We start from the raw sequence: 14032 nt of genomic DNA, 5'->3' as shown, positions 1-14032 counted from the left end.
CCTCATATATAACCACTGGTTTACTCTTCAGCTCAGCCTCGACATGACCTTGCGCCAAGTCGAGAAATTCGACCATGTAGGTGTCCTTGAACACGCTCAAGGCTTCGGGATGTGTTTGCCTCATCAACGATGAGACTTTTGCGGGATTGATGACGCTACGTTCGAATAATGCGGCTTTGAACTGGCGCTCGAGCTCCCGGCTCGACCACTTCTCCTGAATCGCCATGCGCAGGTAAAACGCACGTTCTTCCGGGCGTTTGCTTTGGTTGAGAATGATCAGGTTTTGGGTCCAGGGCAATTGTCGCAGCAGTGCTGCGACAATTGCGTCATGTCTGTATGCCTCGTAAAACTTGCGCATGCGAAAGAGATTGGCTCTGGTAAAACCGCGCAATCCCGGTTGAGTACACGCGAGGTGAGTAGCCAATTGAGCGACCACTCCATCCCCCCACTCCGCCGCTTCGATCTTTCGGCTGATGTAAGCCCCGACCTGCCAATGCAGTTCAATCAACTCTGTGTTGACTGCCTGCACCGCTCGCTGCCGGGCAGTGATAATCAGTTGCGTGATTTCGTTAAAGCTTGCACCAACGGACGGAGCAGTAGCGCTGAGGTCATTCACGTGAAGGCGTTCCTTTTTAGTAGACGACCTTCTCTAGTACTCCTCACCTTGAAACAATAAAAATCACGAAGTGTTTCGGCGTGAAACAGTGTCCGCTCCTATCTGATTTCAATCGGCGTCCTGTCCGGCACCAACGTCCAGATTTTTCGCATTTCGCTATTGGTTACTGCAATGCAACCATCGGTCCAGTCCCACAGATGATGAAGCGGTTCAAGCCACCCCCATCCATTGGGCAGACCATGAATCATGATATTGCCGCCTGGCGAATACCCCTTTTGACGAGCCGATGCTTCGTCCTCTGGATTCGGATATGAAATGTGCAAGCTCAGGTACGCCATCGATTTTGGATTGCGCCAATCGATGAAATAACGTCCTTCAGGTGTTTTCTCATCCCCCTCTTGTTGCTTTGCGCCGTCATTCGCCGCAGCTCCAAGCGCTATACGATATTCGGCCAGTACCGCACCTTCCCGCCATAGGAACATCCGCCTTTCCTGCTTATTGACGGTTATCAAATCAGCCTGTTTGTTTGGCTGATCAAGCGCCAACGTTGGAGCGGGACCTCCGCCCAAACGGCCCATGATGGTCGTATATCCAAATGCCAATATCAGTAGAAATAACCCAGAAAGCGTTAAGCGCTTTAGCATGTCCAATCCTGTCAAGAAACGGTGGTGATCAGCCAGTCAGGGGGTGCCCTTCTCTGCCTTTTGGATAAAAGAAGAAACTAATAACTCACCACTCAGTCATCTCCTGACGGCGTCGGGTGCGGCTGCCTCGACGGCTGCTTCTTCGGAAGAAGCTGATCGATCCAGGTCTGTTAAAATCAATTTTTCAAAATTCACGCTATCAATGACCACTAACTCGCCTACCGCCATTTTAATGGCTGCGAAAGAATCTTTTATAAACCGGTCAGGACTGTCGAACATCTGACTACCTTTATAGTGCGACATAACAAGCCCGATCTGCCCAATGACGCGGGGCTTTATAAGTGCCAGCTCGACCGATTGAAGGTCGTTGTATTGAGTGTATATATCCGCCATCTTGCCCGGCGCCACATGCCAGACAACTGATACATCAGCATTAAATTCATGAAGATCTGACGTGTAGTTGTGGACGCCTGCAATATCAAAAATATTATTCTGACTTGAGATTCGGAACACTTTATCGACAATCGGAAGCTTCCACCCCAGCCCTGGCCCTACTTCAGAAAGAACCTCGCCATTACGCAACACCAAGCCCAGCTCTCTTTCATTGACAGTATAAAAAGAGGAACCTGCCACTAGACACACCAGCATCAGGCCGCCTAACCACGAGGCCATCAAACAAATCGTATTTTTTGTTTTTGCAGTTTGCATGCACCGACACCCTATTCAATGTGTATGCTTTTCATGTGCACGCTACCAATGTCTACACTTTCAATTATGACAGGCCCGTCAATAGCGCCCCTGATCGCAGTAGAAAAACTGCGAATAAACGCCTCCCGATTTTTCAGTGCCTGTTCTGTATTGTAATGAGACACTACCAGCCTGGCTTGTTCTGTCACCTTAGGTATCAGCAAAGCATTTTCGACAGCTTCGAGAGTGGTGTATTTTTTATACATTTTCAAAACTTCGCCTGGCGCTACGCGCCAAACAATAGAAATCTCCAACTCCATCAAATCCAAATCTTCAGTTCTTGCTTGAAAAGCGCCCCAATAGGCGAGGTTTCTTTGCATTGAAATACTGGTCACTTCATCCACAAGCGGAATCTTCCAACCCAACCCAGGATGAGCCTCGGTCAAAAATTTGCCGTTACGCAGGACGATACCGCGATCTTGTTCATTGATGGTATAAAACGACTCGCTAGCGACAAAAACAACTAAAGCCGCCAACAATAAAAAAATGATTCGCTTGACGTAACCAGACTTAACAACCACTTCCCACCCCTGCACTTAGTCGTGAACAGCAAGATAATGCAAACTAATTTTGTTTGTCGCAGCCGTGCTGCGACAAATGCCAAATAGTGTCAGCAGTGCTGTCACAATTACCCCTTACGGATAACTAAACCCCTTCACCAACGTCAATTCCCCCACCGCCCGCATCGGCACCAGGAATGTCTCCATCTTCTCGTTCGGCGTCCCCTCCTCCGTAATCACCGTGATCTGCGCGGTGGTCAGGGGCTGAACAGCCTCTTCCTGCCCGTCCTCATCACTGCGATACCCGCCACCGTAGTAGTTCACGTACACCAGGTATTGCCCCTTGATCGGCGCCGGCATGGCGAAGATTTCCGGGCCGTAGCCGGTGGTGACATCGACGTCGAGTGCACCGCCGTTGGCCGCGACGCGGTCGCCGTACCAGATGTGCCCACCGTCAGGCGTGACGAGGTGCAGGTCGATGTCGGTGCCGTCGCTGTCCCAGGCCAGCAATACCCGCAACTTGGCCGGGGTAGCGCCGCCGCTGGTGTTGAGGAATTGGGTGCGATGCCGCTGTTGACCATCGGGGCTGCGCACTTCAACGCTGTTGCTGCCGTTGGGGAATGAGAACGGGCGATCATAGCGGCCGGCGGGGTCAATTTTCAGCGGCATGCTGACACCGTTGACGATGAGTTTGCCGGGTTCATTGCCCTTGGGGGTGGAGTTGATCTGGCCGGTGATGCGAGCGGTATTCGCCTGCCCCACCGGCGTGTTGACCGAGGACGCCGGGTAATTAACCGTCTGACGAAAGTTTTCGCCTTCGCCTTCGGGCGCGCCCGTGCGCCAGCCGCCGACGGGCGTGTCGAGTTTGACCGCGCTATCGGCGGCGAACGTGGTCGGCCATACGCAAAAGGAACAAAGGAACAGGAGGACCTGTGGGTAACGGAGTTTCATGGCCTATTCCAGCAAGAGGTGGCGGGCGAGCCCTTCGATGTAGGTTTCATCCTGGCCGTTGGGGTGTGCTTCGAAGGCCAGGTGCAGGTATTCGTGGGTCAGGTCGAGGCGGTCTTGCAGCGACAGCACGCCGCGCACGTAAATGCGCTGGCGTTCGCGGTCGACAAAAGGACGGCCGAAGGCCAGGCGGCAGACGGCGAAAGTGTTGACTTCGTTGTAACCCACTTCGCTTTCCAGCCGTGGACGCCAGCCGCGGCGTTGCTTTTGCAGCCAGTCTTGCGCGGCGGGCAATGCGTCGCAGGAAGCGACGGGATTGTCCCAGCGGCTGAGGCTGGCGCGCGGATAAGCGTGCAGCAGAATGGCGTCGTAGCGTTGCCCGGCATTGGCCTGTTCGACGGCTTGCTGCCAGGAGAGCTTGTCCGGCCCCGGTTGATCGGTGTGATAGGTGACGTTGCTGCCGGCGAGGACCAGGTCGCTGGTCCACGCGGCGATGTTGCGCGATTCGGTGGCGGCCGGGCGTGGGGCGACGCGTTGTCGGCTGCTGCTGTCATCGATGCTCAGGCAGTCGCCGTTACGGGTAGCGTTTTGCAGCAAGTAGGTGCGGATCGCGACGCTCAGGGCTTTGGCGGCTTCGGCAGGTTCCGGTCTGGCTTCGCGCTGCAGAACGCGGGCGACGTATTCTTCGCGGTCCAGGCGGGCGACCAGTTTGTCCTTGAGCAAGAACAACTCGCCGTCGCTGTGGATATCGAGTTGATTGCCGTTGGCGAACTCAACGCGATAGTCACCTTGCAAAGGACCGGGCGCTAACACGCGATCCCCCGACAGCACGCGTTTCAGCGGATAACGCGCGAACAGGCCGACCTCGACGCACTTCCCCGCCTCCGCTGGCCATGACGAAGGCAACACCGTCGCCAATGCCTGACCGTAATTGCGCAAGACCATTTGACTGGTGCCACGCCCACCAGCCCAGATCGGCGTGCCATCCGCCGTCCAGCCAGCAAATCCGCCTTGGCGCGACGAGGGATCCTGATCCCCCAGCCAGCTCCAGGTTTTCACCCGCAACCGGCCGCCAAGCTCACCGACGACATTGCCGTCAGCAGCATTCAGCACCACATCGAGCAACACCCGCCGCGCCTGATCCTGCGCCGGCATCACGGCCAATACCTTCAGCAACTCAGCCACCGAAACCCGGGTCTGCGGTTGCAACGACGGCAAGTCCAACAACCACTTCGGTGCTTGTCTAGCCTGCCAATACTCGCGCCATTCAGCACCGGCAATGCCCAACCGGGCAGGCTCAAAGTACAAGCCGCAGGACTTCACCAACGCCTGATCACGATCGATCTTGCCGCCGCCGGTGCAGCAATAGACCTCTTCCTTCGATTGCCCGCGACACTCATAAGCCGGTTCACGCGCGCCGGTCTCCACCAGCCAGCCGTAGACAAACAGTTTCCACAAACTGCCCAGCGGCGTCTGCAGATCAGCAGGCAATGGCTCACGCGAGATCACCTGCGTCTGGCTCAACGAAAGCAATTCACCCTTGAAGCCCAGACGCAACGGCTCGTCCTGCGCTGTCGCCAGCGCAGGCATCAAACACAACAGCCACCAGACCAGACGCCGGGTCATGTCAGTGAACCGTGACCTGACCGAGTGCCGGCGTCTGTTCCTGAGCCTGGTTCTGCGGTGCGTAGACCTGAGTGAAACGCACCGGCGGCAGATTGAACTGGCCTTTTTGCGAGAAACGCACCAGATGACGCAGGCGCAATTCACCGCTCAGGGCATCCACCGGGATCGCGTAAGCCAGTTGCCCCGGTTCGAAACGGGCCTTCTCCAGCGAGGTCGGCTCGGTGCCGGCCTTGCCCATCAGCTTGATGCCCCACGTGGTGCGCTCGACGTCCGCGCCCGGTGGCAGCGGCACTTCGAGCATGCCATAGCGCAGCGGTTTCGCAGCCTTGCTGGTGATGATCACTTCGTCCAGGTACAGGCTGTCGCTGGACAACGGTTTGCTGCCGACCGCTTCGAGTTTGAATTCAAACGCTTCGTCACCCGGCACCAGACGCGACAGACGACGAGTGATGGTCACGGCCATCGAGTCCACTGGCGGTTGCTTGCTCTGGAAGCTCAACGCTGCACGAAGCGGACGCTCTTGCTCCCCGGTCAGCGACAACACTGCCGGCACGGACGCAGCACCCTGCCACGTCCAATACATCTCACCGGTATCACCGTATTTTTTCTTCCAGCCTTCACCCGGCGCCAGTGCGATGGTGGGCGAGGCCTGTTCGATGCTGCGTTGCAGCCAGGTCAGCGCCAAGGCGCGTTCCAGGGTCGATTGCTGCGGCAACAGGCGTTGCAACAACGCTTGCGCATGCGCCTGATCGAAAGCTTGCAGCGACAGGTTCAGCGCTTCGACAAATGGTTGAGAGCTGGCGGCCACTTGTTGTTGCGCAGCCTCCAATTGACCATTGAACGCCGACGGCAGATTGACCTTGGCCTGACGCGCCAAAGACGCGGTCAGCACTCGAGCGCTGGCCAGCCCCAATGCCGAATCCGGATCGCTCATGACCAGGCTTTCTTCGCCATCGTCCATCATGCTCGCCGCATGGCCTTCGCCGGCTTTCACCAGATCGTCGATCAAACCGCTGAGCAGCGTGTTCACCGGCAATTGTATCTGCTTGGCGAACGACAGAATCAACGCGCGCTGCAACAGCGGCGTGTTCTGCGACTGCTTGGCGTACACCTCCAGCACCCGCTGCCAATGCTCCGGCGGCAGGCTCAGTTCCAGCGCTTTGCTGGCGTGCCAGTCGGCGTAATAGGCGTACGCGGTGAGGAACGCGTCCGGTTCACCGTCAAAGCCCCACCAGGTGAAGCTCGCCGACGGTCCGGCCATTTGCACCAGGCGCAGGCGGCTGTTCTGCATGATCAAACGCAAGCGATCGCGGATCTGCGGGTTCGACGACAAGGTCGGATAAGCGATGCTCAGCGGCAGCAAACGGCTGGCGGTCTGTTCGACGCCGCCGTACGGATAGCTCAGCAGATCATCAAGCGCCGAACGGAACAGCGCTTGCGGACTGTCATCCAGGCGCAGGCGAATATCCGTGGCGTCGGCCGGCAAGGTCAACGGCGTATCACCGCTAGCCACGTCCAGGCTCTGGCTCTGAGTCACCTGCCAGCCTTCGCCGGTCGCGGTCAGGCGCACGGCCAAGGCATCAGCGGTTTTGCCGTCCTGCACCAGCTCGGCGGTCCACTCGCCATTGGCCACTGTGAAAGCGGGCAATGCGATGTAGTTGATGCCGTTGTTCAAAGTGACTGGCACACGTTGTTCGGCGCCCGCGTAATGAATCACCAGTTCAGCCTTGACCGGTTTCTCGGCCTGACTGAAAGCGAACACACCGAGATCCGGTTTGTCGCTGTTGCGGAATTTGGTCGGGCCGCTCCACTTCAGGTACAGCGGTTTTTCCGAGCGCACGAACTGCTTCTTCTGCCCGACCTGGCCGTCATCGGCGATGGCCCGGGCGGTGATGCGCCAGCGGGTCAGCGAGTCCGGCATCTTGAAGGTGAAGCGGGTTTTGCCATTCGCATCGGTGATCAATTCAGGCTGCCACGCGGCGGTGTCGACGTCTTCGCGACGTGGCCGCTCCAACACTTTGACACCGCGCTCGCTGCGGTTGGCTTTGCCCGGTGCGCCTGGGCTGCCCGGCAATGCCACGTCGTAGCTGATGAACGACAAACTGGCGCTGGTGCGCACGTTGTTGCGGCGCGGGTGATAGAAGAATTGGTCGATGGTCGGCGCGACTTCCGGTTGCAGCGCGTAGACCATTTCATCGACCACACTGACCGTCAGGTGCGCCGGAATCGGCTTGCCGGCGAACTGCGTGGTCAGGTCAACCGACACGGTATCGCCGGGCTGATACGCCTCTTTATCGGTGGCGATTGCGACGTCGATTTGCGGCGCGATCACCTTGATGCCGGCGTTCTGGAAGCTGTACTGACCACCCTTGGTGTAAAGAACCGAGAACGTCAGGTTCGGCGCGAAGTTGTCCTTCACCTGGATGCGCGCGCGGTATTGGGTGTCGCTGAGTTTTTCCATCTTCAGCCAGTCGCTGCCCTTGGACAGCAGCGCGGTGGCCTCGACTTTGTCACGCTCAAGCGACAACAACGCATCGATGATCGGCTCGGGGAAAGTGATCAACGCGAGGGCTTCGTCGCCCGCCTTGTACTCGGGTTTGTCGAGGACGATTTCCACGGTGCCGGGCACCGCTTTGACGCCGTCGCCAGTGACCGAATGGCCGGTCGCACCAAGCACGCGGCCATGATCATCCTTCAGCGTCAGGTTGTAAGTGCCCGGACGGTCGAAGGCCAGGCTGAAGCCTTTATCTTTGGCGGCAAGTTTGCCTTCGCCAGTGGTTTGATCTTCAAGTCGCACCCAGCTGTAGCTGCTCGGGTTGACCGCTTTGCTTTGCTCGCTGCCACCTTCGTTGGCATAGCTGAATGCAACCTTGCCGCCCACTGCGCTGAACCGCTGCGGCGCGCTCAGACGGAAACTGGCGGCACCGCGGTCGATGAGGATTTCCTTGGTGGTCTTGACCCGATATGCCGCGCCATCGCTGGCGAACACGGTGAGCATGTAGCGGCTCGGTTTCTCGGCGGCGGGCAGATCGAGGCTCGCGTTGCCCTTGGCGTCGGTGGTCAGCTCGGCACTGGTCAGCTCCACCGGGAATTGCCCGAGGTATTGCAGTTCGTTATCGACCATCGACAATTGTTGGGCCCGCAGGCTCAGGCTCAACTTGGCGTTGGCCACCGGTTTGCCGTCCGGGTACAGCAGCACCAGACTGCCCTTCACCGGTTCGCCAGTGCGGTAATCCTGCTTGGCCAGGTTCAGGGAAATCTCGAAGTGCGGCTTGATGTATTCAGCGACACGGAAGGCACTGCTGTAGGCCTGATCCTTGTAACTGAAACGCAGTTCATAACCGCCCGCCACCGCGTTGTCCGGCAACTGGAAACGGCCCTGAGTACCGGCCTTGGAGTCGAGCTTCAGCGCCAGCGATTGCAGCGCGGTGCCCGTGGCGTCGAGTACGGTGACGTTGACGTCGGCAGCGGTCGGTGCCACGGAGTCCCGTGCATTCTTGAACTCGCGGCCGACGATTTTCAGCGACACCCAATCCCCCGGCCGATACAGCGGCCGGTCGGTGAACGCATAGAGTTTGGTGTCGTAGATTTCGCTGTCGTAATAGAAGTTCTCGGAGACGAACACCCCGCCCTCTTCGTCCTCGCCGATCACGAACGAACGCTCCGGGCTGACGTGTTTCAGACGCAGCAAACCGTCGGTATCGGTAGCGCCGCTGCTCATCACGCCCAGGCCGTCGGTCCACAGCACATTGACCTTGGGCACCGAACTGCCTTCGTGTTTGCGCGCGGCCCACACCAGCAATTCATCACCGGCAATTTTGCTCACGGCCACGGTGTTGGAGACGAAAACCATGGTGGTCGCGCGGTACTTGCCGATCAGCGCTTCCACCAGATACAGGCCTGGTTTCAGGTTGCCTAACGGGATGTACACGTTGCCCGGCGAGACACTGACGAACTCGCTGGAAGAACCGGCCAGGTTCACGCCCTCAGGCGGCTGGATCGGTTTGGCTTGCCACAGCGGATAACGGAATTGGCTGACTACCGGCAGGCCCGGAATCAACGCGAATTGCGGCTGAGCGTCGTAAGGCGTTGGCGCGGCGATGGCGGTGCCCATCTTCAGTTCCGGCACTTCCTCGGTGACTTGTTGGCGCGACTCGTAGGAAAACGCCCGCTGCATCACCCGACGGGATTTGCGGTACCAGTTGTCCCACAGGTACGCGAGGGTGTTCGACAGGCCTTCGCCCTTGAACTGGCCATCGCTGACCACGCGGTGCAGGTTCTTCTGGCGCTTGAGGAAATCCAGCGGCTTGTCGATGCGATACACGCGAATGTCCGCGCCGCCGTAAGGTTCCATGCGGAACCGGCGGTAATCGCGGCCCGGCGCTTCGAGGCGAACCATTGCCTGTTCGTCGCTGGCGAAACTGCTGTCGGCCAGCAGGAAGAAACTCTCACCGGCCACCGGCGTGTAGCCGCTTGGCTCGACGGTGTCTTCAGCGTTGACCGCGGCCAGCGGCATGAACAAGGCCAACAACAAAGGCAGTTTTGAGCAAATGCGCAGCATGCGGGCACCGATCATTGGGAGAGGAAGTTCAGTCGATAGACGCCGATGAAGTTGGGGTTGGCTGCGTCGGGTATCCATCGGGTGTCCTTCCATGTCATGAGTTGTTGCAGGCTTGCGGAGCGCATGCCGTTGTCAGTGGGGGTGGTAGTGCCGGTGTGATAGGCGATGAAGCGGCCCATCCAGATCATCAGGTGCTGGTCATCGCCCTGATCGAAAAACATCAAGTCGCCGGGCCGGGCCTGGGCTAGATCGCGGCCGACCAGATGACTGTTGAACTGAATCAGTTTGATCGCGTTGACGTAGGGCCCGACCTTGCCGCCGCCCTGCTGCCATTGCTGGGCGAGGCCGCGTTGGGCATCGCTCAGTTGCAGTTCCGGCGGCAGGTAACGATTGGACAGGCCATTGCTGCGCAGCCATTTGTCGTCATGAACTTTCAGCGCTTCGTTGGCGGCAAACCGCACCAGCCCGGCGCAGTCCTGCTGATACCAGCGCGGGCTCGGGCCTTGGGTCAGTTGTTCCTGAGCGATGCGCACGAACCAGGCGCGGAATACCTGGGACTGCTGCGGGTCGAGCGCTGCGGCTTCGCTGGCAAAGGTGCGAGACCCCAGCAACAACGCCAGCAGGCCGAGGCCTCGGATGAGTGCGGTCACAGGGCTTTCCACTCCAGCGGCAGCCATTGCCAGTGGCCGTCGGGCTCGCTGCCTTTGGGCAAGGTCAGGGCATATTTGCCATAGCCGCCGAGGGTGCGCAGTTTCGGGATCAGGTAGGTTTGCGCGGCGTTGTAAAACACCGGCTCCATGTCCTGCGGCAGGCTGTCGAGGGTTTCCTGTTGCATCAGTTGCGCCATGGAATCCGGGCCGAAGTAGATCGGCATCAGCAGGTCTTTCGGCACTACGTCAGCCATGGGCGGGAAACGCTTGTCGAGGGTGCCGAGGGCTTTGTCGACGAGTTTGTCGTCGAGGGAGAACAGCAGCGTCGAACCGTGGCGCGCCAGGCTTACGCGCATAAAGGCTTTGCCGGTGATCGCGTCCGGTTGCTCGGCATCCTTGGCCTTATAGGGGCCGAAGTTGGAGCTGACCTGGCGCTGCCACTGATGGGTCTGGCCTTGCTGTTTCTCGACCACCGGGAACGCGTGATCGGCAACGTTGCCTTCGTAGGCGCCGACCATCGAGCCGAACAGGTTGCCCAGGTCGCCGTCGAGTTTGGCGCTGTCATCGTCGTTCAGGCTAGCCACCAGCAGCGGCGTGTACAGGCGCGAATCGGCGTACCAGCACAGGCCGGCGGCACCGGCCATGTGTTCGGTCAGGGCTTGAGCCACGGACTCTTCGGCGCCGAGTTTCACCAGCAGCGGTTTCTGTGGTTCGGCGGCCAATGGCAAGGCGACGCAGGCGCTGGCGCCCATCGGCATGGCTTGCCAGATCGGTTTGAAGTCGAAGTCCGGCTGGTTGTCCAGTTCGTCCATGGCGAGGAAGCTGTGCCAACCCTTGTCATCCATGTCGAAACGCAGGCCGGCGAAGTTCGGGATGAAGCGCTGGTAACCCATGGCCAACACGCTGGAATTGACCGAGAGGCGCTGTTTCACCTCGGGCGTACGCGCTGGCAGGCCGAAGGCTTCAGGGAACAGTTTGTCGCCGTTGAGCAACGCGCCGATGGCCTTGGTCGAAACGCTGCCGGTGTCCTCCGAGGCGCCATTTTCCGGATCGTAGAGCTTGGCCGGATTGGACAGCACCACCAGTTTGTCGCCATGGGAGGCGAACACCAATGACTTGCTGGCGTTGTAGTTGAGCTGATAAAGCGTGACGGCGTCGGCGCCGACTTTCACCTCGCTGAGTTTGCTCAGCTGCGTATCATCCAGCGCCACTTTCGCCAGCGGCTCCAGCACCTTAGCCAGCCCGCCGCGATCCATCACCAACAGGAAATCCTTGAGACGCCCATCAGCCCCGCGCCACAGCGCCACATCCGCCGGTTGATCGAACAGCTGCTCGATCAGGCTGTCCTGCAGCTTCAGGTCATGCTCGTAAATGATCCGCCGCAGGCTGCCAATCAAACCGAGACGGTCGGCGTGGGCTTCGTAATAGAAGACGAAATCTTCGGTCAGGGTTTCCTTGAGAAACGGCACCGCCAGCAGATCCTTGGGCAATTGGCTCAGGGAGTGGGTTTCGAGCAAACCGTCCGGGCGGCTCATGCCCAGTTTGTCACTGGCCAGTTCCGCAGGTGGAGCCTTGGGTTTGTTCAGGAACCACCCCAACCCGCCTGCCACGCCGGCCACCAGGCACAGCCCGATTACCAGCGCCGGCCAGCGACGGGAAGTGTTGGCGGCAGGTGCGTCGGCGGCCGGGGAAACAGTCTTATCACTCATGTTCAAACCCAATTCATCCGTGGTGCGGGATGTTTAATAGTTGAAAGTCTTGACCAGCAGCAGGTCGCCGATCGCCCGCAAAGGCACGATGAAGGTCTCGCGTTTTTCGTCGACGGTGTTTTCGTTGAGCACCAGATTGATTTGCGAGGTGATCACCTCGTTCTGGTTGCTGGTCTCATCGAAGTTATAGCCGCCGCTGCCGAAGTTACCCCAATAGTTCACGTAAACCAGATAAGTGCCATGCATCGGCGCCGTCATGGTGAACATTTCTGGACCGGGGCCATCGACCCCGTCCGGGTCCAGACCGCCGCCATTGCTCATCGCCGGGCTAGCCCAGAACGCATGCTGGCCGTCGGGGGTAATGATGTGCAGATCGAGTTCGGCCTTTGGATCATCCCAGCCCAGCACCACGCGAATGCGCGCCGGCGTGCGCAGGTTGTTGGCTTCATAGAATTGAACGCGCTTGAGCGACTTGCCCTCGGAACTGCGCACTTCGACGCTGTTGGACCCGGCGCCGAACGCATACGGCCGGGCAAAACGCCCTTGGTCGTCGGTGTACAGATTCAGGGGATTGCCGTTGACCGCCAGGCTGTGGGGCCCCCGGAGCGTGCCGAGGGCCTTGAGCTGGCCTTCGATCATCGTGCGATTGCGCTGCACACCCCGGTCGATGGGCGGCGTAGGATAGGCGACTCGCGGATTTTCACTGCGGTCCAGCAGGCCGTGATAGCGCCAGCCGCCCACAGGCTCCGACAACTCGGCCGAGGGCTCGGCCCATGCCACCTGGGCGCAGACCAGCGTGGTCAGCAGTGAAAGAACACAACGCATGTAACGCCTCCTGCCATGCATAACGAAACCTGGCGCCCAATCCTCGGCGCGTTATTTGATCTGACTGCTGGACCGTCGGACCTCAAAAAATGAGGGCCCAGACGCCTAATGTAAGTTAAGGCGCGGAACCTGTGGGAGCGGGCTTGCCCGCGAAGATGGCGCCACATCCAGCATAGATGTCGCCTGACACACCGCTTTCGCGAGCAAGTCGGATCGCCGCACCGCCGCTCCCACATGGATGGATTGCGCTTAACTGACTGGCATTAGGCCAGAGGCCGGCAATATAACATTGCCAGCAGTGCAATTTTCTGCTCTTTTTGTGAACCAGGCGTTCTTTTACCCAATACCCCGATCGTCGCGCCCACTGCCATCGAACACATTCCGGGTCTTTAATAGTTGCAGGATTTCAAGCCACCCCACCCCACCCCAGCGCACACGCATCGGGAGACTCGTCATGAAAATCGTCGTCATTGGCGGCACCGGGCTGATCGGCAGACACCTCTGCAAAAACCTGCAAGACCTGGGGCATGAAACCCTGGCCGCATCACCCAGCACCGGCGTCAACGCCCTCACCGGCGAGGGATTGCAAGATGCCTTGCAAGGCGCCGACGTGGTGGTCGACGTGGCCAACTCGCCCTCCTTCGAAGACGCTGCCGTGCTCGAATTCTTCGAAACCTGCGGGCGCAACCTGCTTGCCGCCGAGAAAACCGCCGGGGTCAAACACCATGTCGCCCTGTCGGTGGTGGGCACCGAGCGCATGCTCGACAGCGGTTACTTCCGGGCGAAAATAGCGCAGGAAAAACTCATCAAGGACTCTGGCATCCCCTACACCATTCTGCGGGCCACGCAGTTCTTCGAGTTCATCGGGGCGATTTCGCACTCGGGCGTGCAGGAAGGCGACACCGTGCGCCTGACTTCCGCCGAGCTGCAACCGATTGCCGCGGTCGATGTCGCGACGGCGATGGCGAAAGTCGCCGTGCAAGCGCCGAGCAATCAGACCCTCGAAGTGGCCGGCCCAGAGCGCTGGCCGCTGGTGGAATTCGTGCGCCTGTTTTTGCAACACACCAACGACCCGCGCCAGGCCCAAGCGGACGACACGGTCCCTTACTTCGGCGCGCCAATCGATGACCATTCGCTGACGCCGGGAGAACACCCTATCATCGGGCCGACGCGCTTCGAAACCTGGCTCAAGAGCAGCGTTTGATA

At 59.3% G+C, this 14032-nt stretch carries 10 protein-coding genes and 1 pseudogene; 1 reads left to right on the top strand and 10 read right to left on the bottom strand.

Annotated features, from left to right (window positions below; genetic code table 11):
- Positions 1-28: 28 nt before the first annotated feature.
- From AB3226_RS24955 to AB3226_RS24910, 10 genes and pseudogenes are all read right to left on the bottom strand, one after another.
- Positions 29-616: pseudogene (locus tag AB3226_RS24955) on the bottom strand (DUF1016 N-terminal domain-containing protein); the annotation flags it as partial.
- A 98-nt stretch (positions 617-714) separates the two neighbouring features.
- A complete protein-coding gene (locus tag AB3226_RS24950; RefSeq protein ID WP_367375024.1) occupies positions 715-1260 on the bottom strand; it encodes a murein L,D-transpeptidase family protein in 546 nt (181 codons plus the stop codon).
- Positions 1261-1356: 96 nt separating this feature from the next.
- Positions 1357-1968 carry an SPFH domain-containing protein gene (locus tag AB3226_RS24945; protein WP_367375023.1) on the bottom strand — a complete coding sequence of 204 codons (612 nt, stop codon included), beginning with the start codon at positions 1966-1968 and terminating at the stop codon, positions 1357-1359.
- An 11-nt stretch (positions 1969-1979) separates the two neighbouring features.
- Entirely contained in the window at positions 1980-2528 is a 549-nt protein-coding gene (locus tag AB3226_RS24940; RefSeq protein ID WP_367375022.1) for an SPFH domain-containing protein, read from the bottom strand.
- Positions 2529-2642: 114 nt separating this feature from the next.
- Positions 2643-3458, bottom strand: coding sequence for a YfaP family protein (locus AB3226_RS24935; RefSeq protein WP_367375021.1), 816 nt, complete (start codon positions 3456-3458; stop codon positions 2643-2645).
- A gap of 3 nt (positions 3459-3461) precedes the next feature.
- Positions 3462-5081, bottom strand: coding sequence for a DUF2300 domain-containing protein (locus AB3226_RS24930; RefSeq protein WP_367375020.1), 1620 nt, complete (start codon positions 5079-5081; stop codon positions 3462-3464).
- A gap of 1 nt (position 5082) precedes the next feature.
- Positions 5083-9657, bottom strand: a complete 4575-nt coding sequence (locus AB3226_RS24925) for an alpha-2-macroglobulin (RefSeq protein WP_367375847.1) — start codon at positions 9655-9657, stop codon at positions 5083-5085.
- The gene (locus tag AB3226_RS24920) at positions 9654-10292 is read right to left on the bottom strand and encodes a DUF1175 domain-containing protein (RefSeq protein ID WP_367375019.1); all 639 of its coding nucleotides are present in this window, start codon (positions 10290-10292) and stop codon (positions 9654-9656) included. Before AB3226_RS24920 ends, AB3226_RS24925 begins: the two co-directional genes overlap by 4 nt.
- Positions 10289-12001, bottom strand: coding sequence for a DUF2138 domain-containing protein (locus tag AB3226_RS24915; RefSeq protein ID WP_367375018.1), 1713 nt, complete (start codon positions 11999-12001; stop codon positions 10289-10291). The genes AB3226_RS24920 and AB3226_RS24915 overlap by 4 nt, the downstream gene beginning before the upstream one ends.
- A gap of 33 nt (positions 12002-12034) precedes the next feature.
- Entirely contained in the window at positions 12035-12826 is a 792-nt protein-coding gene (locus AB3226_RS24910) for a YfaP family protein (RefSeq protein ID WP_367375017.1), read from the bottom strand.
- A gap of 454 nt (positions 12827-13280) precedes the next feature.
- Between AB3226_RS24910 and AB3226_RS24905 the strand changes: the two genes are divergently transcribed.
- Complete coding sequence (locus tag AB3226_RS24905) at positions 13281-14030, top strand: SDR family oxidoreductase (RefSeq protein WP_367375016.1); 750 nt, start codon at positions 13281-13283, stop codon at positions 14028-14030.
- The last annotated feature ends 2 nt before the right edge of the window (positions 14031-14032 follow it).

Origin of the sequence: Pseudomonas lini (assembly GCF_964063345.1) — a bacterium.
GTDB lineage: Bacteria > Pseudomonadota > Gammaproteobacteria > Pseudomonadales > Pseudomonadaceae > Aquipseudomonas > Aquipseudomonas lini_B.
This window is presented reverse-complemented; position numbering and strand designations above follow the sequence as displayed.